The 23,037-nt window shown below is 41.0% G+C and carries 15 protein-coding genes; 11 read left to right on the forward strand and 4 right to left on the reverse strand.

What is annotated here, in order from left to right; translation table 11 throughout:
• Positions 1-18 precede the first annotated feature (18 nt).
• The 3 genes from ACFQV5_RS20985 to ACFQV5_RS20995 all read right to left on the reverse strand — a co-directional run bounded on the left by ACFQV5_RS20985 (position 19) and on the right by ACFQV5_RS20995 (position 5,094).
• The gene (locus ACFQV5_RS20985; protein ID WP_379249650.1) at positions 19-1,593 is read right to left on the reverse strand and encodes an FAD-dependent oxidoreductase; all 1,575 of its coding nucleotides are present in this window, start codon (positions 1,591-1,593) and stop codon (positions 19-21) included.
• 174 nt (positions 1,594-1,767) lie between these two features.
• Entirely contained in the window at positions 1,768-3,519 is a 1,752-nt protein-coding gene (locus tag ACFQV5_RS20990) for a sensor histidine kinase (RefSeq protein WP_379249651.1), read from the reverse strand.
• Between the two features lie 15 nt (positions 3,520-3,534).
• Positions 3,535-5,094: a response regulator transcription factor gene (locus tag ACFQV5_RS20995; protein ID WP_379249653.1), complete on the reverse strand. Its 1,560-nt coding sequence runs from the start codon at positions 5,092-5,094 to the stop codon at positions 3,535-3,537.
• A 270-nt stretch (positions 5,095-5,364) separates the two neighbouring features.
• Between ACFQV5_RS20995 and ACFQV5_RS21000 the strand changes: the two genes are divergently transcribed.
• The 4 genes from ACFQV5_RS21000 to ACFQV5_RS21015 are packed head-to-tail and all read left to right on the forward strand — an operon-like array spanning position 5,365 to position 10,446.
• The gene (locus ACFQV5_RS21000; RefSeq protein ID WP_379249655.1) at positions 5,365-6,678 is read left to right on the forward strand and encodes an ABC transporter substrate-binding protein; all 1,314 of its coding nucleotides are present in this window, start codon (positions 5,365-5,367) and stop codon (positions 6,676-6,678) included.
• A 25-nt stretch (positions 6,679-6,703) separates the two neighbouring features.
• The gene (locus tag ACFQV5_RS21005; protein ID WP_379249657.1) at positions 6,704-7,579 is read left to right on the forward strand and encodes a carbohydrate ABC transporter permease; all 876 of its coding nucleotides are present in this window, start codon (positions 6,704-6,706) and stop codon (positions 7,577-7,579) included.
• Positions 7,576-8,382, forward strand: a complete 807-nt coding sequence (locus ACFQV5_RS21010; protein ID WP_379249659.1) for a carbohydrate ABC transporter permease — start codon at positions 7,576-7,578, stop codon at positions 8,380-8,382. Before ACFQV5_RS21005 ends, ACFQV5_RS21010 begins: the two co-directional genes overlap by 4 nt.
• Positions 8,383-8,400: 18 nt before the next feature.
• Positions 8,401-10,446, forward strand: coding sequence for a beta-galactosidase (locus ACFQV5_RS21015; protein WP_379249661.1), 2,046 nt, complete (start codon positions 8,401-8,403; stop codon positions 10,444-10,446).
• A gap of 88 nt (positions 10,447-10,534) precedes the next feature.
• Here the strand turns inward: ACFQV5_RS21015 and ACFQV5_RS21020 are convergent, their stop codons facing one another.
• Positions 10,535-13,087 carry an NPCBM/NEW2 domain-containing protein gene (locus ACFQV5_RS21020; RefSeq protein WP_379249663.1) on the reverse strand — a complete coding sequence of 851 codons (2,553 nt, stop codon included), beginning with the start codon at positions 13,085-13,087 and terminating at the stop codon, positions 10,535-10,537.
• A gap of 377 nt (positions 13,088-13,464) precedes the next feature.
• Here ACFQV5_RS21020 and sigK point away from each other — a divergent pair, with 377 nt between their 5' ends.
• The 7 genes from sigK (at position 13,465) to ACFQV5_RS21055 (ending at position 23,001) form a co-directional block, all read left to right on the forward strand.
• Complete coding sequence (sigK, locus tag ACFQV5_RS21025; protein WP_379249665.1) at positions 13,465-14,166, forward strand: RNA polymerase sporulation sigma factor SigK; 702 nt, start codon at positions 13,465-13,467, stop codon at positions 14,164-14,166.
• Between the two features lie 310 nt (positions 14,167-14,476).
• A complete protein-coding gene (locus tag ACFQV5_RS21030; protein ID WP_379249667.1) occupies positions 14,477-15,718 on the forward strand; it encodes an ABC transporter substrate-binding protein in 1,242 nt (413 codons plus the stop codon).
• Positions 15,719-15,733: 15 nt separating this feature from the next.
• Positions 15,734-17,032, forward strand: a complete 1,299-nt coding sequence (locus ACFQV5_RS21035; protein WP_379249669.1) for a response regulator transcription factor — start codon at positions 15,734-15,736, stop codon at positions 17,030-17,032.
• 4 nt (positions 17,033-17,036) lie between these two features.
• Positions 17,037-19,742: a sensor histidine kinase gene (locus tag ACFQV5_RS21040; RefSeq protein WP_379249670.1), complete on the forward strand. Its 2,706-nt coding sequence runs from the start codon at positions 17,037-17,039 to the stop codon at positions 19,740-19,742.
• A gap of 183 nt (positions 19,743-19,925) precedes the next feature.
• Positions 19,926-21,224 carry an ABC transporter substrate-binding protein gene (locus tag ACFQV5_RS21045; protein WP_379249672.1) on the forward strand — a complete coding sequence of 433 codons (1,299 nt, stop codon included), beginning with the start codon at positions 19,926-19,928 and terminating at the stop codon, positions 21,222-21,224.
• A 13-nt stretch (positions 21,225-21,237) separates the two neighbouring features.
• The gene (locus ACFQV5_RS21050) at positions 21,238-22,149 is read left to right on the forward strand and encodes a carbohydrate ABC transporter permease (protein ID WP_379249674.1); all 912 of its coding nucleotides are present in this window, start codon (positions 21,238-21,240) and stop codon (positions 22,147-22,149) included.
• Between the two features lie 21 nt (positions 22,150-22,170).
• The gene (locus ACFQV5_RS21055) at positions 22,171-23,001 is read left to right on the forward strand and encodes a carbohydrate ABC transporter permease (RefSeq protein WP_379249676.1); all 831 of its coding nucleotides are present in this window, start codon (positions 22,171-22,173) and stop codon (positions 22,999-23,001) included.
• The last annotated feature ends 36 nt before the right edge of the window (positions 23,002-23,037 follow it).

Below are 23,037 nucleotides of genomic sequence, written 5' to 3' on the forward strand. Positions count from 1 at the left end.
TCATAGACATCGCTTACCTTAGACGGGATATATGGATGGCCACTGCAGTTCAATGCCCTCTTGAGTCAGTCTCTGCTGAAATTGTGCCAGTTCTGTTTCATCATTTCGAACGGCTGTAGGACTGAGGTTTCGATCCAGACAATAGCTAACACAGTATCCAGCAGCTTCACCAATATTCCATTCCACCGGATGAAGCCTATAACAACCATTTGTGATATGGGTAACGCCGATGTTTTTGCTGGCGGCGAGTACATTGGTTACCCGTTTCGGAATCAGACTGCCGAGCGGAATCTGAAACGGCAGTGAAGAAATATCGATATAAGGTTTACCGGCTGTACTTGGATGCAGGTCGATGCGATAACAACCAATGCCAACGGAATCGTAGAAAGTCTCTGCCTTTCCACTAGGCCGACTGGCCGTAGATACATGTTGTTCCAAAACCGTAAACTCTGCCTGAATACGTCTTGATTCACGTATGTATGGGTACTTGGCTAAACCGTCCTCGGTACCCACCACATCAGGACGTAACCGCAGTCCGGGATAACCCAGTTTGCCGTCTGGACGCGGTGCTTCGGTCTGTAACCAATAGAGCAGTGAGAGGCTAAGCTGCTTAGCGTTATACAGATGACGATCTCGTTCTTCCTCGCTAACATCGATCACTGACCCTAACCAATAGTCGTTCTGCGGCCAATTGACGAGTGATATCGGACTTTGGAAGGTTCCTTCTTTAAAGTGCAAAGGATTGAGGATTTGCCGATATTTAAACAACGAAAATTTATCCGTGTCCGGAAAAATCTCATATCTCACAGGCTCCATCGTCGCGGGTTTCACACCACTAAGGCTTAGCAGATGATCCGGCCAAAAGTCGGGTTTATAATCACGCCAAAATTCATATTGCTCCGGCTTTTCAATAGTATGGTCTTCATCCGGCATATAATCCACTGCAAAACAATAGGTAAAGCCTTGCATATCCATTGGGAGTGCTTCCCCATCAACAGCATGAGGCTCGCCGGTTTGTGCCTTCGATTCAGCACCAGTAACATACTCGATGCCTGCTGTAGGCAGTAGATCACCACATTCAGTTGCATCCAAAAAGAAAGGAGCATGTAAAACGACTCTATCATCATGTTTCAGACTTTTGACAGTTACGCTGATGACCTGATCACCATCAACCTCGGCTTTGTCCAAAACATACTCATGCATAATCTTTAATCTTCCACTGTGTATATAAGGAGCGAGCATATCATGCAGCACGGCTAGAGCTGTGCGGGGCTCATGACACAAACGACTGACAGTTCCACTTCCCGGATTTAGCGAGGTATCTGCTCTGGCATCAGCGGTCAAAGGGAAATTTCTGCTGTAATATTGCCTAACACCTTCACGAAAATCTCGGTAGCTTTGCGTACACCCAAATGATTCAATCCATGGATGCTCATCAGGAGGTACTGCTTGGCTTGTTAGCTGACCGCCGATCCAATCTGTCTCTTCGGTCATAATAACTTTTTTTCCTGACTTGGCAGCAGCGAGTGCCGCTGCGGTTCCTCCGGTGCCGCCTCCAATAATAACAACATCTGCATGCAGTTCTTTTACCATCCAGCAAACTCTCCTTTTAGCTTGATAGGATAAAGATCTGTCCTCCTTCTATACCAAGGCTAAAGACTTAGCCTCGAATTGGAATACTATCTTTATTGTAAAAGTTCATATGTTTGAAATGAACGGTAGGCAGGTGACCATTTTTGGTAAAATGATGCTTTATTGGACTAAGTTCTAATTTTCCAGTGAAGGAATTGTAATTCGAATGTTTGTCCCGTAATCGGGCTCACTTTCGATTTGGACACCGTAGGATGATCCGTATAATAACTGGATTCGATTATGGACGTTGTCGATACCGATACCAGACAGATGTTGCCGCTTTTGATCATGTACTCGATTCTCTAGAGCATACATCCCGACCCCGTCATCGATAACCTCGATAATCAAGATATCTTCCTGTTTACGAATAAAAATATGAATGTTCCCGTTTGGTCTGCCAGGAAAGGCGTGGAAGAAGGCGTTTTCCACAAAAGGTTGGATGGTGAGTTTCGGAACCAGCAGATGCAAACAATCTTCATCGACTTCATAATGCACTCGAATCTGATCACCATAACGGATTTGCTTAATAAAAACAAAATGCTTCAAGGTTTCAATTTCTTCCTCGACCGTAACACGGTCCTCTGTTGAACCGAGTGTACTCTGGAGTATGGAGATGAGGCTGTTAATGGTCTCATCTACCTGATCGGTACGATTCATTTTGGCCAAGTATTTAATAGAACTTAACGTATTGTATAGAAAGTGCGGATTAATTTGCATTTGCAGAGCATTTAGATCTGCTTTCCTGCGCTCCTGCTGTTCGAATACAAGCTTTTCAGTGTATTGATCAATGACCTTAATGAAACGATTGTAAGCTTTTGTTAAGACATTGGTCTCATAGCTGCCATCTTCCTGTAATGGTTGATGCTTTAAATTGTCACCAGTAGAAGCTTGCATCGTCTTTACCAGCTTATCCAGAGGACGGGTGATCCGGCGGCTCAGAGAATAGACGAACAACATGCTTATGATCAGGATAAAGAGGACTACCTTCAATATTTCAGACGAGATTTTGTAGAGTGGAGCAAACGCTGTAAGCTGATCGATCTCTTCAACAAGGTAGGCATCGTATTCCGGCAAAAAGTAAGAAATATAAGTCTCTTTATTCTCCATATCAGACCATATTCCATCCTGTTTATGAGACGTGCTTTCCGCTACGGCGAGCAGCTCTGTATCCTTCGTGCTGATATGCTCCTTGGTACTGCTGGATAGTACGGTACCATCCGCGGCAATAAGTGAAATATGAACACCGTCCGATATATAAGGTTTATATTTCCGGTAAATATTTTGTTCATCCATGACCACAGCAACATAACCGTACATATGGTTGTTGCTTGTTTCAATTAACGGCTTGACAGCAAATAAGTAATTTTCGTAGGGGACCGACTCTGAGAATAGATCGAGACTGCTGTAATATTGAATCCGATTATGAACTTGTCCGTCCTTGTTCATGAACATAGATATGAAATCCTGAGGAATCTTATCCCATTTCAGCGAGTTGCTCGAATAATGCCGTCCTCCTTCACCGGGGATGCCGGATACGATGATGTGGGAATTTTCCGGGCTAAGATAATCCTTGTAAAGATCCATGTATCTTCCGAGCGCAATGACAAGATTGATCTGCTCTAGGGAGGTATCTGCAGGCTTAGTAATGTAATCTTTAAACTCCGAACTGCGATTGACCTGGAGCATGGTATTAACTACCTGATCGTTATAGTCCAGCAGATCATTCTTCATCAGGTTCATATTGGCGGAAGCGCTTCGTACAACCTGCTCCAGCAAAATCCGTTCCGAAATGTAGGAGGAGGCAAGCATTAATAATATAGAAATGATAATGATGCTGGATACCATCAATACAAGAATTTTGATGAAGATACTATTCTTTCGTAGCATGATATTCACCTGTCTTTATTGTGGGATATGATTGCGGTACTCTACAGGAGTCATGCCGGTCATTTTTTTGAACACCTTAGAAAAATAATTATGATCCGAGAATCCGGTTAACTGGCTGATTTGGGAGACTGACAATCCATGGTTATGCAGCAATTGTTTTGCTTTATCGGTCCGAACCCGGTTGATATATGTCGTCAGGTTTTCATTGGTTCGTTGCTTGAAATAAGATGACAAATAGCTGTAATTCATGTGGAACTTGTCTGCGAGTTCGGATAATGAAAGTTCCTTCGCATAATTTAGGTTCACGTATTCGTATATCTGATGGAGAATGACCGATTGAGGATCTGTATGTGCCGTTATGGATTGTAGATCGTTTAAAAATTGCAGTTGAACCTCTTCCAATTCGTCCAGGTCAAAAGCAAGGTCAATTCTCTTAAAGAGTTTTAGTTTAGAAGAACTTAACCCTGATAAAGGCTGATTCATTTGTTCTAGCGTACTTATCGCATAGTAGATTATATTTTGACACAAACGTTTTAGACTGTACTCTTCATAAGCTTGTGTCGATCTTAAGTCTGCAAAAAAAGCTTGGGATTGAACTGCAGCCTCGTCGATGGCATGTGACCGGAGTGCTGATGTGAATTTCGCTTGGTCAAAAGGTATGGCATCGCTCTCAAGTTTGATTTCATTCTGAAATACACAATGCCGGCCAGCGAAATATAACAGCTTACCTAAATAGGGTATTAACTGTTCGTGCTCTGCCTGAACCCTGGACATACTTCTAAATTCGCCTGATACAACAAATTTGATATAGGTAAGCGATTTCAAAGCGTTTGCTGTAAACTGCTCTAGACTAATCTCCACATCAATCGTTTGATCTTCATGATAGTTAACCATCAAGAGGCACTCATTTTTCAAAAATACACATATATAATTGAAGGAGTTAAGGTGAACCTGTGCCAGTTCGAGCATGACCTGCTCCACTTGAGCTTGTGTCCAGTTGGTCCTGGATAACAGGATACCTGTGCTGGCTATGGCCATACGAAAATGTTCATTAGGAAACTGCTCATTCCATTCTGACCAATCATAATCGCTCTCTTGATCGTTTTGCATACCTGTGCTAAGCAGCTGTCCGAGCTTTAATGCAGGATCGGGCTTTTTAGACTGCGCTTCTAACGAATTAGGAGATATCCCGCTGCAAAGAGATTGGATTAAGGAGATTAGATCAGGGGCCGTTACCTTGGGTTTTAGCAGATAATCGGTGACCCCGTATTTGAATACTTCCCGAACATAGTCGAATTCGCTGTAACTGCTCAGTACGACCACTTTTATATCAGGATAATGCATACGTATCATTTTGGTGAGTTCGACACCATCCATGACTGGCATGACAATATCGGTAATCACAACATGAGGGTGAGCTTTATCGATGGTATCCAGAGCTTCTTGACCATTAGAAGCCTCAGCTACAATCTCGATTCCATATTCATTCCAGTTACATAGATGTATAATTCCTGTACGTAGGATGCTTTCATCATCTACGATCATTACGCGGTAAGCCATAGAGTTTTCATTCATGATGGGTAACACCTCGTAGCAAATTCTATTTTCTTCATCATATAACAATCCATAATAAAAACATAATAGTTCAGAACAGTTGTCAAAATATACAAAAATAAATGCTAGAATCCGAAAATTTTACTAATAAACCGTTTTCAAGACTAGATAGAAACAAAATTTATACTAAATGAAAGAGAATAAAGCTTATACAGAGCAGTCCTAACTTTCTTACAATAAGAGAGCATCATATAAAGCGTTTACAACAATAGAAAAAAGGGGTTGTATAGCATGAGAAGAAAGAAGTTTCTTTCTGTATTATTACTAGTTACGATGATGACTTCGCTTTTGGCAGCATGTGGATCATCAGATACGGATTCGAGTAAAGGCGCAGACGCAAGTCAAGGAGAAGGATCGAAGAAAAAAGTGGTGGCATGGGCGTGGGATCCTTCCTTTAACGGTGCTGCTTTGAAAATTGCGGAAGAATTGTATAAGAAGGAAAATCCGGACTTTGAGCTGGAAGTGGTTGATATGGCGAAAGCGGATTTGGAGCAAAAGCTGAATACAAACCTGGCTGCCGGAGTTAAAGACGGACTTCCCGACATTATTCTGGTCAACGATCCAAATATCCAGAAGTATGTAACGGCATACCCGAATACATTTGCTGATTTTACGGATAAAGTAGACTTCACACAATTTTCGCCTTACAAAGTGGATGCACTTCGCATTGACGATAAAATTTATGGTGTTCCATTCGATATCGGGGTAACAGGTATGTTCTATCGTTCCGATTACTTGGAGCAAGCTGGTTATACAGAAAAAGATCTAGAGAATATTACATGGGATCAATATATTGAAATCGGGAAAGTAGTGAAAGAAAAGACTGGGAAGTACATGGCTACAATCAATCCGAATGATGAAGCTTTAACGTCTATTCTTTTGCAATCCGCAGGCTCTTGGTACATTACTCCAGAGAATAAAGGTAACTTCGTAAATAACCCGGCAATGGCTGAAACACTTCGTGTTTACAAAGCGATTGCTGATTCTGGAATCGCTAAACCGGTAACTGGCTGGAGCGAATTCGTAGGAAGCTTCAATGCAGGGGATGTAGCGACAGTTGTGTCCGGGGTATGGCAGGTGTCTTCCATCATGGATGCGAAGGACCAAAGCGGTAAATGGAAGGTAGCGCCGATTCCTAGATTGGAAGTTGAAGGTGGCGTGAACGCTTCGAACGAAGGTGGATCTAGCTGGTTCGTGTTAGATGGTTCTGCGAACAAGGACTTGGCAATGGATTTCTTGGCTAAAACAATCGGTGGTAGCAGTGAGTTCTATGAGCGTTTCTTGAAAGAAAACGGCGGTGTTGGTTCGTACATTCCATCGTTCTCTAGTGAAGTTTATAGTGAGAAATCGGAATTTTTCGGTGGACAAGCTATTTACAGTGATTTCACGGATTGGTCTAAAGAAGTACCAGGCATCACGCTAGGTATGTATACACAAGAAGCCAAAGATGCGCTGAAGAACGAACTGCCGAATATACTGCAAGGTGCAGATTTGACACAAAGCTTGGCTAACATTCAGAAATTATTTGAACAACAGGTGCAATAAATAAAAAGTTAGCGGGTGGTAATCCATGGAACGCAAATGGAATAAATCATCGCTGATGGGATGGCAGTTTGTCGCTATCCCTTCAGCGCTTATCTTGTTATTCAGTTTCTATCCGATGTTTCAATCTTTACTGTTGTCCTTTCAGTCCGGCAAAGGGACTGTATATAACTATGTAGGCATCGACAACTACGTTCGTTTATTCTCTGATCCTATGTTTAAGCAGGCCGTACTTAATACATTACTGTATCTTATCGTCCAAGTACCGATCATGCTTATGCTTGGCTTGGTTATCGCACATTTGCTGAATAACCCGAAGCTGCGTTTTAAAGGTTTTTATCGTACAGCTATATTCCTTCCGTGTGTAACATCACTCGTATCGTATGCGGTACTGTTTAAGAGTATTTTTGCAGTAGATGGTATTTTAAACAAAATGCTGATGTCGATACATGTGATTCAAGAACCTGTGGCCTGGCTCATGGATCCAGTCTGGGCACGTGTAGTTATTATTGCAGCAATTACATGGCGTTGGACTGGTTATAATATGATATTTTATCTTTCAGCGATGCAAAATATTGACCCTAGTGTTTACGAGGCAGCATCAATTGATGGAGCGTCAAAGACACGTCAGTTCTTTAGCATTACTGTTCCGATGTTAAAACCGATTCTATTGTTTACCGCTATTATTTCAACCAACGGTACACTTCAATTATTCGATGAAGTTGTGAACATTACGAATGGTGGACCGGGGAATTCGACCATGACCATTTCGCAGTATATTTATAATCTATCCTTTGTTTATACGCCGAACTTTGGTTATGCCGCAACGGTATCCTATGCGATCGTATTCATGGTAGCTGTGCTTGCGCTGCTGCAGCTAAAAGTAGGAGGTGAGAAACGATGAGACAACTGCGTACTATGTTTGTTCATCTGTTTCTGATCATTGCTTCGATCGTATCCTTATTTCCATTCTTATGGATGCTGATGGGGATGACGAACAGTTCCTCTGATATATTAAAAGGGAAATTTGGTTTTGGTTCGATGTTAATGGATAACGTTCATAAGCTGTTGGATATGACCAGCCTAGGGGCTGCATTCTGGAACTCTTCCCTTATTGCGATTGTGGGTACAATCGCAACGTTGTTCTTAAGCTCTATGGCTGGATACGGCTTTGAAGTCTATCAATCTAAGGGTAAAAATCGGTTGTTCGGATTGCTTCTGCTCTCGATGATGATGCCATTTGCTGCGGTTATGATTCCGTTGTTCCGTATGTTTAGCCAAATGGGACTGCTGAATACACCGATCGCGGTCATGCTGCCTTCGATTACAACGGCATTTATGATATTTTTCTTCCTACAGAATACAAAGTCGTTTCCACGTGAGTTGCTGCAGGCCGGTCGGGTGGACGGATTGAGTGAGTGGAAGTTGTTCACTAGAATCTATATGCCAACGATGAAGCCTACCTATGCAGCGGCAGCAATTATTACTTTTATGAACTATTGGAACAGCTTCTTGTGGCCGCTCATCGCATTACAGACGCAAGACAAGAAGACATTGCCGCTCGTAGTTTCATCACTTGCGTCATCCTATAATCCTGATTATGGAATTATTATGGTAGCAATTGTGATCACAACATTGCCGTCTGTTCTCATCTTCTTCTTGCTACAAAAACAATTTGTACAAGGTATGCTTGGTTCTGTGAAGTAAACGTAGAGGTGATTTAGAATGAAAACCAATTTTAGGGATCGACTGCTGCATGGCGCTGACTATAATCCCGAGCAGTGGCTACATGATCCTGAGGTGTTTAAGCAAGATCTTGATTTAATGCAAAAGTCAGGCAGTAATGTGATGTCCATTGGAATGTTCTCTTGGGCGATGCTTGAACCGGAAGAGGGAAAGTTCCAGTTCGAGTGGATGGATGAGGTCATTGATAGACTGTATGAACATGGCGTATCGGTGTTCTTGTCCACGCCTTCGGGAGCACGTCCTGCTTGGCTTGCACAAAAATATCCTGAAGTGCTAAGAGTAAGTGCAAATAGACAACGCAATCTGTTTGGTGCTCGGCATAATCACTGCTACACCTCGCCGGTGTACCGCCAAAAAATTCAGGAGATTAACAGACGATTGGCGGAACGTTATGCTAAACATCCTGCTGTGAAGCTATGGCATCTCTCGAATGAATATGGTGGTGAATGCCACTGTGACTTATGCCAAGCTGCGTTTCGAGGCTGGCTTCAGCAGAAATACGGGACGATCGATCATTTGAATGAGCAGTGGTGGACTACGTTCTGGAGCCATAAGTACACTGATTGGTCGCAAATTGATTCGCCAGCACCTCATGGAGAGAATGCGGTTCATGGGATGAATCTCGATTGGAAGCGGTTTGTTTCGGACCAGACACTGGATTTCATGCAGCATGAAATTCAAGCATTGAAGGTGAGTCATCCGGAAATCCCGGTCACAACGAACTTCATGTACTATTTCGATGGATTGAACTATTTTAAATTTAAGGATAGCGTAGACATTGTTTCTTGGGATAACTACCCGACATGGCACAAGAAGGACGATATCGACATTGCAATCGATACTGCCATGTGGCATGACATGATGCGTTCGATTAAACGTCAGCCGTTTCTATTGATGGAAAGCTCACCGAGTAGTACGAACTGGCAAAGTGTATCGAAGCTTAAGAAGCCAGGTATGCATATCTTGTCTTCTATGCAGGCTGTTGCACACGGCTCAAACTCCGTACAGTATTTCCAGTGGCGGAAAAGCCGCGGCTCAAGTGAGAAATTCCACGGTGCAGTTGTCTCTCATGACGGAAGTCCAAATACGCGTGTATTCCAGGAAGTAAGCCAGCTTGGAAGTTTATTGGCTGAGCTGTCCGGTGTTGCAAGTACGGAAATGGACGCTGAGGTTGCCGTCGTCTATGACTGGGAGAATAAATGGGCTATTGAGGATTCTCAGGGGCCACGAAATATAGGTATGGGTTACAAGGAAGAAGTTCAAGCCCATTACCGCGCTTTATTGGAGCAAGGGCTTACTGTGGACTTTGTGGATATGGAATGTGATATTGACAACTATAAGCTCGTGGTCGCCCCGATGCTTTATATGCAGCGGGCCGGTTTTGAGCAAAAGCTGCGCCATTTTGTCGAGCAGGGCGGTACACTTGTAATGACATACTGGAGCGGCATTGTGAATGAGAACGATCTTGTTCATTTGGGTGACGCGCCGCATCAGTTAACAGATATTGCGGGTGTTATTAGTGAAGAGATCGACGGCCTATACGATCATGAGCACAATAGTGGTCGGGTTACTCAGCAGTTGGAGGGACAAGCATTAGCGGGAGAGTATACCTGCAGTATGCTGTGTGATCAGATTCATCTACAAGGTGCGGAAGTATTAATGACGTATACCGATGATTTTTATGCTGGTAATCCCGTCGTGACTCGTAATCAATATGGCTCAGGTCAAACGTATTATATCGGCAGTCATTTTGAACAGAAATTTTACGATGACTTGTATCTTGACCTAATGCAGCAGCTCACTCTAAAGCGTGCAGTTGATGTCGATATGCCCGAAGGGGTATATGTTACGACACGTGAAAATACGGAAGAACAATATCTCTTTGTGCAGAACTTTACGTCTGAGGCTAAGTCTATTCCAGCTTTAGGAGCGGAATGGTCTGCGGTTACTCGAGATACAGATTTGAACGATGAGTGGACGGCAGCGCCGTTCGAGGTTTTGGTAGCGAAGCGTAGTTTGGCGTAGTATTAGGTGCATTCTTAAAAATACCACCAAAGATCAAATTGATCCTTGGTGGTATTTCCATTTGAGATGAATACTTTCAACTACTTACCTACTGCAGAATTTGACGGGCAATTTCTGCTAGATCCATAATGTCGATCTTTCCGTCTTTATTGATGTCCGCATGTTTATGTTGTGCCCAGTCTGGATCACTCGATGTCTTGCCGTACTTCGCTGCGACGATTGCCAAGTCACCAATACTCACAGTGCCATCCCCATTAATGTCTCCCGAGATGCCTGGTTCAGTCGCTTCGATGTCGATCGCGATCGTTAAGCCAGCCACGCTCGTTTCGACACCTTGGTCATTGGCAACGATGGCTTCTGATACAGCAATACTTCCGGTTTCCTGCTGAGTGACAGCTTTGGCTTTGAAAGTTAATTCAAGTACTTTCATATCTCTGGTAACGACAAGATCGGCACCTTGACTGGCTACGATCAATCGGATTTTACCGTCTTCCTGCACGGTCTCCAGAATGCCAATTCCATCTACAACTGACGTTGCTGCAATAAATTCAAAACGATCAGCGTCATACGCGATTCGGATATCTTGGGCATAAATCGATTGTGATAATCCCTTAAGTCCAAAGTAGGCGGTGAATGGTTGCTCTGAAGCAACCGAAGGAGGTCCGGTTAGAGTAGTCTGAGGTGTCATTGTCGCCTCTTCCTCAATCAGCTTGGCATCAGCCCAGATGGCACGATCAAACCAATTGTTATCCCCTCCGTCATTAATAACAAGCTTGAGTTCTTTAACGCCTTCAACACTGACATTTACTTCTTGTGTTTTGTTATCCGTTGATTTCATCAGTCCACTGTCGAATTGCTTCGTGCCGTCAGTCCAAACCTCGAATGATATCGTGCCGACTCCAGGAGGGTTCCCTCTAAAGTCATCGTTTCCGACAATGGCTTTGAAAGTTTTGTACGGACGGTCTAGATTATAAACAATAGTGGACTTGGAATTGGCCCAAAGACCTTTTTTATAAACAATATCATTCAGCTTTAGGTCATAACCTTCATGTCCTTGATCTCTCTTTACAGACTGCCAACCACTAGTAGCACTTACCCATGGTAAATCGCTAAGATAATAAGTCAGCGGTTCTCCGTAGATATCAATGGAGAGGTACTGGCTCCAATCATTAGTGTACTGAATTTGAAGTTTGATCTTACCTTCAGGGAGAGCGAGGAGATAACTTTTCTTAATGGTCAATTGCTTCCCGCTGATCTCGTAATCACGTCCGCTTACCAGGGTTTGATCTCCATTTTTAATCGCGACGAAGGTGTTTTCATTGTCTACCATGTTGACCTTAATATCAGACTGCGCGTTTTTGTTGTAAGCGATAGAATCTGTTTCAATGGATGAATTAGCTTTTATTTTCAGCATGACAATGCCATGGGCTGGAACCGTAACGGAGTAAGACTCGTCAAATACTCCCTTGTCCTTATGTTCCCATAAATCGCGTACAGAAGCGGAACCATTTATTCCAACGTCTTTCCAATCGACCTTCATCTGAGCTGCTGAATTTCCGCGGTTGAATAAAGCGACTGCCTTGGTTGTAGGGTCCTGAAGCTGCTTCATCCAAACCTCTTGGTAGCCATTTTTCACAGCGCGTGTCCCTTGAATGCCTAGCGGATCTTGATTCACAGCGATGACTTCTTTATTCGTTAAAATGGACTTGGTCTGCTCAGACATGGTTCTGAGATCATTGCCCGCAATTAATGGGGAAGCCATGATCGCCCACATGCTGAAATGGGATTTGTCCTCTTCATAGGTCATGCCGTTACCAACTTGCAACATATCCATATGATTGAAATGTCCTGGACCTGCATATTTTGCAAGATTAGCATTCAAATCAATGATGTGGGTTATGGAAATGAAATTCGGAGCGATATCGCCAGAAACTCTCCATTGTGATGCAATATTAGTTACCCATGCTCCAGGAAATGCCCAGTTACAGACTTCATAAATGACATCTTTGGAGAGGGTATCCAAAATATTTTTAATGTCTGTATATTCTGTTTGCGGATCGAGCTTTTGCTTCTGACCACCGCACCAGTCCACCTTCACAAAATCATATCCCCATGTATTCACAAAAGTTTCAAAGTCCGTTTGCCGGTATCCATAACTTCCACCACCCTCTGGGAAATTAGGATCATTGTCATAAATCGCAGCACATCTAATCGTTCCTGCATCTGTATAAATGCCCGCCTTTAATCCCTTGGAGTGGATGTAGTCGGCTAATGCTTTCATCCCGCTTGGAAATTTAGAGTTGGGCTGCAGTACACCGTTCTGATCGCGTCTGCCAACGTAACCATCATCAAGGTTCACGTAGCTATATCCGGCATCCTTAAGTCCGCTACTCACCATCGCATCGGCCTGTTCTCGAATAAGCTGCTCGTTAATATTGATACGAAATGCATTCCAGCTTGACCAGCCCATAATAGGCGTCTGGCCAGGTCGTGATTCGGCTGTAGCAGCTGCCTTTGGAGATTGCTGTACAGCTTCTCCTGTATCTCCGTAAGCGGTTTGAACCTGCAGACCAGTTAACTGAACCAGTAGCATAATCGCTGCGAATAGCGAAATTCTATGCTTTGGTAAAAACACCTTCATTATTTAATTCTCCTCTCTAATCGTGTTTTTGTGCTGAGACAAATTAATGTTTGCTTAAATGAGTACCTCATCTAAGTATTTTTTGTAAGATCACCCCCGCTCTTTTAGTGAAGCAAGTATTTTATGAAAGTCCGATTATTAAATTATGAGATAATTCCACAACAAAAAGATTCTAATATTCTGCTGTCTTCTATGAAAATTCTCATGAGATGGTGATTGATGAGTAAACCCCATCTTAATCGGATTGGATGGTGAAAATTTGAGCGTAGTTTCTGACGTACATGCACTTCTGGGCCATTGCCTACATACAATGAACAGACTAGAACCGAGCGCGATAATAAGGCCGGTTGCATTGAATTCTGCAGGAGGTGTCCCCTGTGCCTGGACTGTTTACCGCAATTGCGTTGTTCATTAAAGAGCTTAGTCTGCTTGTGTCGTATGTGAAAAACAATGCGTTTCCCCAGCCTCTGACCGAAGAGGAGGAATCGAAACATCTGCAGCAAATGGCGGAAGGTGACCCGAACTCACGCAACAAGCTTATTGAGCATAACCTTCGGCTGGTGGCCCATATTGTCAAAAAATTTGATAATACTGGTGAGGATCTGGAAGACTTGATTTCGATCGGCACGATCGGTCTTATTAAGGCTATCGAGAGTTTTCGGCCTAATAAAGGTACGAAGCTCGCGACTTTTGCCGCGCGGTGTATAGAGAACGAGATACTTATGCATTTGCGTTCCTTAAAGAAGACCCGTAAGGATGTTTCTCTGCATGATCCGATCGGAACGGACAAAGAGGGGAATGAAATCACCCTCATCGATATTCTTGGCTCTGAGGCTGATGACATCGTGGAGGCCGTGCAATTAAAGATTGAGAAGAGTAAGATTTATCGGAATCTCGACATATTGGATGATCGTGAGAAGGAAGTTGTTATTGGCCGTTTCGGTCTTGAGACGGGGGGAGAGGAACGGACGCAGCGGGAGATTGCGAAGGAACTCGGTATCTCGCGCAGCTATGTGTCGCGGATTGAGAAGCGGGCACTGATGAAGCTGTATCATGAGTTTTATAAAACGAAGCGATAGGGATGAAATGAAAAGCTGATGTTGGGGTTATAACTAATGTCAGCTTTTTGTTTGTATATAAAGATCTAGTAGAACGAGCAGATCATAGTACCGATATGAATACCAATTTAAAATCGTTTAGATAATTAAATGGAATATAATGATACAAATCATCACGAATGTTATAATGACTTAAATTATATTAAAAGAAGTGTGATAACCATTGCGGAACCTATGGAAAATACTCTCCTCAATAATTGTAAGCGCTTTATTATGTTCCTGTACATCATCGATTAGTAATGAAACAGACAAGTTACTAGAGGCTCCAATTTTGCAGAAAGCGGTCATTCATTTTTCAGTATCGAATGATAGATTAACCCCTTCTATGATTTCGGAATTCGAAAAGAATAATCCAACCATTAGCATTCAGCGCGTAGATCCTAAGCAGTACTACATGTTGAATCATGAAAAATCGATTGAACAGTTAGATATAATCTCGATTTCAGTTGAAGATTTCCCTTACTATGTTGGACAAGGTTTAGCGATGAATTTATCTCCTTATATGAATAAGAACCCCTTATTTGCAGAGGAATTAATCTCACCTGATTTAAGTTTTTTGAAGTTTGAAAATAAAGCTCAGGGGAAAGGCGAATATTTTGGATTTCTTAATGGATGGTTTCCGGGCTATATTCTTTTATTTAATAAGTCACTGTTTGATGCAGCTGGAGTAGATTATTTGGATAGTGACCAGCCAATGACATGGAATCAATTACTTGAGCTTGCTCAGAAATTAACGATTAAGAAAGATGGACAGCTAGAGCAGTACAGTTTTGGAATCGCCGGCCAAAAGACAATGATAGATCTTCCATTGTATTTGTTACAAATGGAGCAGCTAGGAAAAACACCATGGTATGATCAACACAATAAGGCTGATTTCACAAGTGATGAATCGAAAACCATTTTTGAATATTGGAACAAAGCATTACAAGCTAATCTCGGTCCTAATCTTATGAACCAAGTAACGGAAATGCCAGAACAATTATTTTTGGACAATCGGTTAGCTATACTGATGGTTGATTATGGATTTGCTATGCAAATGGAGCAAAGCAAAGGAGAGCTTTCTAATTATGGCATTGCTCCTACGCCAGTATTTGAAAATGGGAAAAGTATTCACCCTATATTAACAAAAAGCGCAGCAATTATTCAGGCCAAGACCAAGTATCCTAACGAGGCATGGAAAGTATTTGAATGGTTTTTTACTGGAGAGCATACACAACAATGGGTAATGAATGGCAATGAACTGCCTGTATTTAAAGCAGATTTGGACAAACTGCCTCAATCGACAGAGTGGACTAAGCAGGTTGCGGAATATTATCAATCTATAATCCCGTATAGCCGTTCAGTTCTGGATTTTAATCCTCATTTACCTGTTGGTGTAGTGAATAATATTTTTGATAAATACTTGGTGCCTGTCTATTTCGGAAAGTCCGAGTTTAAGATGATGTTGTATTCTATTACGCAGGATGTAAATTTTCAAATTGAAAACAGTAGACAATACGAAATCAAAAAGTAAAAAAGGTGAAGATAAATGTTGAACATGCTTATTGTAGATGATGAGGCTGATATTCGGGAAAGTTTAGCGATGTATAATTGGTCTCAATCAGGGATCAAGCTATCTGCTACCGTTCAGCATGGAATAGAAGCCCTTCAATGGATTGAAGAGAACCATATTGATTTGCTCATTACTGATATTCGAATGCCGATTATGGATGGATTAGAATTAGTGAAAAGAGTTAGAGCTTTTGATCCATATATTAAAATTATTGTCTTATCAGGCTTTGATGATTTTGATTACGCTCGGACTTGTATCCGCTATGGTGTATCCGAATATTTACTAAAACCAATTGATCGGATGAAGCTGATCGAAGCTATTGATAGATTGAAAACTATATTTCTACAAGAAGAGGAGCGGGAAGAAAGAAATCGCTTATTAGAGAAACGTTCTAATTTTTTGATTCGTAGTTTACGTAGAGGATTCTTGGATCGATTATTAACGAAACCGCTGTCTGTTTATGAAATTGAAGATGGATGTTTGTCGAGTGAAATGATTCTAGAGGGCAACTCATTTGTTGTCATACTTATTCGCATAGACCAAGCAGTATTGAATCGTCACATATACACGGAGAGTGAATGGAAATTAATTACTTTTACATTAGAGAATATTATTACAGAACTATGGGATGATGAAGGTCATGGCTATCAGTTTATTAATAGGGATAACAACTATTGTTACTTAATTACCGCCGAGCATAGTCCTTTATTCGAGTTGCTTAAGCAAATAAGAAAGCAATTGTATCGTTTCCGGGGGTTATTTCGCAGCACTCTATCTTTCGCAATTGGACAGCCTGTTACCTCCGTTGCTGATATCTACCTATCCAGGCAAAAAGCGGACAAACGGATGTTGGAGCTAGATGAAGATAGTTTTGAACTTTTGAATGAGCATGACCTCATGCTACAGAATACACATCGACCAAGCCATCAATCAAAGAATATTTCTGGATCAAGTCAAAATATTGTGAATAAAGCAAAAGGGTATATCTATCATAATTGTCATCGAGCGATTACACTTTCTGAAGTTGCACAGGCTATTCATGTGAATAGCAGTTATCTAAGTCACTTATTCTCTGAGGTTACAGGAAATACGTATGTATACTATCTCACCGCTTGTAGAACGGAAAAAGCTAAGGAACTGCTTGAGAATTCTCACTATAAGATATATGAAATTGGTGAATTAGTAGGATTTAGGAATCCGCGGTATTTCAGCAGTATTTTTCGTAAACTAACAGGGATGACACCAAATGAATATCGCAATCAACGAGGAACCTAAATAGATGAGAAAACGAATGGTCGTCTACTCACTTATCATTTCTTTTATGATTCAACTCGTTATTGGCTGGAACACTTTTCATAACCTGTTGACAACAAATAAAGATCTCACTATTCAAACCAGCAAAGAGTTGATTCAGCAAACCAGTAACAATTTAACGACTTATTTTCAAGACTTGGATGCTTTAGCATCTTTGCTTCGAACGTCTAACATCTCCGATTATTCTAGACTGTATTGGAATATGCACGGAGGAGCTGTTGTGAATGAAAAAGGAGAGATGGTCAATCATTTATTGAATGAACTCTCATTGCAAGAGAATTGGGTAGAAAAAATTTTTATTCTCGGAAGAAATAATAATCAATCGAATTTCAGTAAGGTGATCGGGGAGGAAGGCTGGTCTAGCGAGGGATTACCTTCAATTGATGATTTAATGGAGTACAGTCTGTTAAACATATTACTAAAAGAAGAAGGTATTCCTACATATCATTCTCGTGAAATACTACTCCAAACTTTAGAACATTCCACCAAATCAGTGTTGAACATCCCTCAACTAGTGCGAAATTTAGATTTTTTGAAGCAAGTTGAAAATCGAATGACGATTGCCGTTTATGATGATGATGTGGTCATATTGATAGTTCTGCCCTTGAACTTTATGGATATGGTGCTCAACAAGCAATTGTCTGACTTTGGTGTGAAAATGCAGTTAGTGGATGCGGATAACAACTTATTATGGAGAAATGAATGGGATCAGAGCGGGAATGATAATTCGGAGGCATATCGTTTCATCGAGAGAAAATCGTTATCCCCTTATAATTTCCAAATGGAATTGCTTCAGAGGGATTCTTTTTATATGACACATAAAAAGTCTATTTCGATACTAGTGGTACTGTTAGCGATCAATCTAGGTCTATCGTTTATGATTGCGTATACTTTTTCTAGACAGATATTTAATCCTATAAAAGTTATATCCAGATCGATTCAGAAAGACACTAATAAGATGTTCCCAATGAGGCTGATTCCACAAATAAACGGGAACAAACGATGGTTTATCAAGATGCCTCTTCAAAGAAAAATGTTTTGGTTTTTGATGTGTTCGGTAATGTTTCCGGTATTGATTGTTGGTTTGATTTTTTCATTCGCCTCTTTCCAAATCAATAAAGGGCTATTGATTGATTCAAAGGAGCAGATGACACAACAATTAAGTACGAATGTAACTTTACATAAGCAAAGTTTTAAAAATCTAGCGCATCAATTGATACTGCAAGAAACCTACTTTGAGAATGAAGCTGCGTCTGTCCATCCTAAGATGAGCGATGTGAGCTATTACGTAGTTTACGATAATAAAGGTTCGACGAAATTAAGCTCTATTTATGGTAACAACCTTGAGCTGTTTCCCATTAAACCCTCCATGCTAACGAAAGGAGCATTTCAATATGATTGGATACCGTTAGAGAAGGATATTTTCGGCAATCATTCGGCATCGCTGGTTACAAGCATCATGAACAATCGTGATATGGATGGATATCTGGACTTAATATTGAAAGAGCATGGGCTTGTCACTAATGATAAGTGGCAGGAATCAGAGCTGTTATTGCTCGATCAAGCGAAGCAAACGATTTATCAAAGTAATCCGGATCAAACAGAGTTCAGAGATCAAAGGGCATTAAGGAACTTGGATAGGCAAAATGAAGTTATTCGTTTAGATAATAAAGAATATTTACGAATTATCGTACCGATCATCGAATCAGAGTGGTTAATGATCAACTTTGTTCCGCTCCGAGAAATCATTACTGATAGTCAATTGCTTCTTGTCAAACATCTCTATTTTATATTAGCCATCATTGTTGTAGGGTTGTTGTTATCGTATATTTTGTCTAAAAGCTTAATTAAGCCGCTTCTTAAGCTTCATGAATCCATGAATCAAGTTAGTGAAGGGCAATTTATACCGTATGATCATGATCGAAATGATGAAATTGGGGAGCTTGCAGAAAACTATAACCAAATGATTTCTCATATTAACCACTTGCTAGAGGAACAAATGAAGAGTAACGTACGTGAGCAAGCTTTAATGTCATCCAAGATGAAAGCCGAATTAGGGATGCTTCAACAGCAAATCAATCCACATTTTTTATATAATACGTTGGAGTCGGTGAAATTTCGGGCGATGCATAATGATAGCGAGGGAATCAATAAGATCGTTAATGCTATGGCTGATATGCTCAGATATTCTGTTCGAGGCGGATCACAGGAGGTGAGTTTTTCTGAGGAATTAACACATATTCAGAATTACTATACCATTCAAAAAATGCGTTTGCGTGATAAACTGGATTTCAAATGGGAAATTGATAAGGATGCGCTGACACTGAAAGTTTTGAAATTTGTATTACAGCCTCTAGTGGAAAATGCGATAGAGCACGGTATACTCCAAGTAACCACTGGGGGAGTTGTTACGATATCTGCCAGCGTTAGCGAATATGATTTGATCATTGGTATTAAAGATAATGGAGTCGGTTTAGATGAAGATGAACTTGAGAGATTGAAGAAATCCTTATTCGAAGATGAAGTGGAGCAAAAGGGCATTGGTGGAGTAGGACTGAAAAATGTTAGCCAAAGGCTTCACCTTTTCTATAGAGGAGGGGCAGTACTAGAAATCGAATTCGCAATGATGAAAGGTACATTAGTAAGATTGAAAATTCCTCTTCATAGGTAATATAAAGAACTGCAAGACGTCTGTGGACTAATTCCCCCTGGCGTCTTTTTGTTCTAAATCAAATCCAAAAAAATTAGAAGAAACAACTAAAATTAGATACATTGTGAGAACGATGATGAGAGCTTAACATGAAAAGCATAGTGATAATTGATTACTACAGAAAATATGAGGAGTTGATAATGAATGAAAAGAGGGTTAACGCTAGTAACTACATTGCTACTTACAGCTTCACTATTCGTTGGATGTTCCTCTAACAACAAGTTATCGAGTGTAGGGGAATCGGGAGACAAAGAAAAAAAGACGCCATTAACGTTTGTCAGTTGGTCAAGTCAAGAGTCGTCTGGAACCATGATTAAAGACGTCATGGCTACAAGCTTCTCTGAAGACAATCCAAACTCCCCAGTTAATGTAATTGGTTATCCATGGAAGGATACACTGCAGCAACTGATTATCAAAGCACAATCCAAAGAAAACTTAGATGTTGCACAAATACAAAGCAGTTGGTTCAACACTGTAGCAGGACAGAATGTACTTGTTGATTTGAATACAGTGTTAGACCCGCAATGGATTAAGGATAACTTTACGGAAGCTGCATTGAAAGCTGGGCAAATGGATGGCAAACAGTACGCTCTTCCTTGGACGGTAGCGGCGATTGCCCCTTTGTATAATCCTGAAATTCTGAAAAAAGCAGGAGTGGATCAAATTCCGGTAACCGTTGCAGAGTTTGAAGAAGCTCTGAAAAAGGTCAAGGAAACACAATCAGATGTCATTCCATACGCATTCAGTACGGAAAGTGCAGAGAATGTATCCCAAGACTTCCAAGCGTGGTTGTGGACATTTGGAGGCAAAGTATTTGACGCTGACGGTAAAGTAGTGATCAATGATGAGAATGGTGTCAAGGCTCTTGAATGGCTAAAAGGTCTAAAAGATAAGGGGTATATTCAAATGGCCGTTAGCCGCGTTTCAGCAAGAGACACTTTTGGACAGAACAAAGCAGCTTTCTATGACGATTCCATCGTTGCAAGAGGATTTCAGATTAAAAATGGATTTACAATGGAGAATATGTCTGAACATTTAGTGCCAATGCCTAGACCCGTACTGAATGTCGGAGATACACCGCGTTCCGTACTATGGGGACATTATCTAGTCGTATTTGAACACTCTCAAAATCAAAAAAAATCTGCGGAATTTATTCAACATATTCTGAAAGATGATCTAGCCATTGAATACTTTAAATCAGCATCCGTTCCTCCAGTAACCAATACTGCTAAAGAGAACGAAGTCGTGAAGAATGATGATTATGTGAATAAATATCTTGATGTTGCCAAAACAGCAACGCCGCTTGAAACAGAAGCGTATGTGCAAGTCAATCAAATGAACACGATTATTGCCGAAGAAGTACAAGCTGCACTATTGGACGCTAAAACACCGAAGAAGGCATTAGATGACATAGCTTCTAGAATTGCTGACACCATGAAATAATGGGAGGCCTATCATGCAAGTATCTAAGGCACTAAAGGCAGTCAAGCAACAGCAAGCAGAGAACCGTTTCGGTTTTCTGCTTGTATTCCCAGCGATGCTTATATTTACACTGGTTATCTTATATCCGTTTTTAAGGTCGATCATTTATAGCTTTACAGACGCAAGCTTGCTATCACAAGTGACGAGCTGGGTAGGCTTTGACAATTTCATTACGTTTATTCGTTCAACCGTCTTTGTTGATACATTAATAAATACATTACTATTTGTAGTAATTACTACGTTTGTTCCCTTCGTCATTGCATTCGCTTGGTCAATTATACTGGTTCAGGGGTTTCGAGGTGAACAATGGCTTCGTATGTTGACGTTGTTCTGTTGGATTCTCCCTTCTGCTTCTATTGGCTTGTTATGGAAGTGGATCTTCAATGCTAATTATGGAATTCTTAATGAAATACTTCGTAAATTCGGTTGGATTACTGAAAATATTAATTTTTTGGGGAGTACACAAACAGCCATGCTAGCCGTTTGTGCCGCTATGATTTGGCACTCGTTCCCTTGGATGATGGCATTTCTAATCGGTGGATTGAACTCTGTGCCTCAAGATCAAATTGAAGCTGTGCGTATGGATGGCGGAGGAAATCTAACGATATTGAAAAATGTTATTTTCCCACATATTCAACAAATTTCATTAGTCATTCTCATCCTTTCACTCATTGATAGATTCCAGCATTTTGACTTAATTTGGGTGATGACTGAAGGTGGGCCAGCGCACTCTACAACTACGTTTTCAGTAGAGGTGTATCTTCAAGCATTTCAAAACTTTGAAATTGGTAAAGCAGCAGCAACTGGGATGATCTGGGTACTTATGTTATCCGTACTTGTATTGTTCTACATGCGCAGCATGAAAGAGAAAGAAAATCGGGAGTAATGACAGGAAGGAGAAAATGACATGTTTGAGAAAACCATTGGCTTCCGGATCTTTTTCTGGCTGACGTTATGTATTGTAGGCACGTTCGTGCTGTTTCCGATTTATTGGATGATTAACACCTCTTTTAAATCTCCAAGTGAACTACTTGATCCTAATTTAATTCCCTTTAAACCCACAATTGAACATTACCTCAATGCGTTAAAAGATGCTCAATTACGTATTTATTTCAAAAACAGTATGATTACATCGATTGCAAGTAGTGTTTTGGCTACGATTGTATCGGCCTATGCAGCGTATAGTTTTTCTAAGTTCCGATATAAGGGAAGAAAATCGTTTATGCTGTTGATTTTGCTGTCAAGAACAGTTCCTTACGGAGTATTGCTCATATCGATTTATGCACTAATGAAAAGCTATGGGTTACTAGATAGCTATTTCTCTCTAATATTTGCTTATATTACATTTACGTTGCCTGTGGGTACATGGACATTGAAAACCTTTTTCGATGATATTCCTAATGAAATTATTGAATCTGCTAAAGTAGACGGTGCTTCGCAATGGAGAACTATTCATAAAATTGTGTTGCCTTTAGCCGTACCGGGAATGATCGCAGTTGCTGTACTTGGGTTTGTTAACAGTTGGAATGATTTGCTGTACTCACTCACGTTAGTAACGGATCCAGATAAACGCACGATTGCACCGGGACTTGTATTTAAATATTTGGGAGAGTCAGGTTCAGACTATGGGGGGATGATGGCTACCTCGACGTTAGTATCTATGCCGGCTGCTATCGTGTTCTTATTTGTTCAACGTTACTTCATTAAAGGGCTTACCGCTGGTGCAGTGAAAGGCTAGGTATGTTATTAGTCTGGCAGCATGAACGATCACTCA

Origin of the sequence: Paenibacillus sp. GCM10028914 (assembly GCF_042666275.1) — a bacterium.
GTDB lineage: Bacteria > Bacillota > Bacilli > Paenibacillales > Paenibacillaceae > Paenibacillus_AQ.

Bases quoted from the DNA above. Each gene is read 5' to 3' on its own strand.
- ACFQV5_RS20985 (WP_379249650.1), bottom strand. From the start codon at position 1,593: ATGGTAAAAGAACTGCATGCAGATGTTGTTATTATTGGAGGCGGCACC.
- ACFQV5_RS20990 (WP_379249651.1), bottom strand. From the start codon at position 3,519: ATGCTACGAAAGAATAGTATCTTCATCAAAATTCTTGTATTGATGGTA.
- ACFQV5_RS20995 (WP_379249653.1), bottom strand. From the start codon at position 5,094: ATGAATGAAAACTCTATGGCTTACCGCGTAATGATCGTAGATGATGAA.
- ACFQV5_RS21000 (WP_379249655.1), top strand. From the start codon at position 5,365: ATGAGAAGAAAGAAGTTTCTTTCTGTATTATTACTAGTTACGATGATG.
- ACFQV5_RS21005 (WP_379249657.1), top strand. From the start codon at position 6,704: ATGGAACGCAAATGGAATAAATCATCGCTGATGGGATGGCAGTTTGTC.
- ACFQV5_RS21010 (WP_379249659.1), top strand. From the start codon at position 7,576: ATGAGACAACTGCGTACTATGTTTGTTCATCTGTTTCTGATCATTGCT.
- ACFQV5_RS21015 (WP_379249661.1), top strand. From the start codon at position 8,401: ATGAAAACCAATTTTAGGGATCGACTGCTGCATGGCGCTGACTATAAT.
- ACFQV5_RS21020 (WP_379249663.1), bottom strand. From the start codon at position 13,087: ATGAAGGTGTTTTTACCAAAGCATAGAATTTCGCTATTCGCAGCGATT.
- ACFQV5_RS21035 (WP_379249669.1), top strand. From the start codon at position 15,734: ATGTTGAACATGCTTATTGTAGATGATGAGGCTGATATTCGGGAAAGT.
- ACFQV5_RS21040 (WP_379249670.1), top strand. From the start codon at position 17,037: ATGAGAAAACGAATGGTCGTCTACTCACTTATCATTTCTTTTATGATT.
- ACFQV5_RS21045 (WP_379249672.1), top strand. From the start codon at position 19,926: ATGAAAAGAGGGTTAACGCTAGTAACTACATTGCTACTTACAGCTTCA.
- ACFQV5_RS21050 (WP_379249674.1), top strand. From the start codon at position 21,238: ATGCAAGTATCTAAGGCACTAAAGGCAGTCAAGCAACAGCAAGCAGAG.
- ACFQV5_RS21055 (WP_379249676.1), top strand. From the start codon at position 22,171: ATGTTTGAGAAAACCATTGGCTTCCGGATCTTTTTCTGGCTGACGTTA.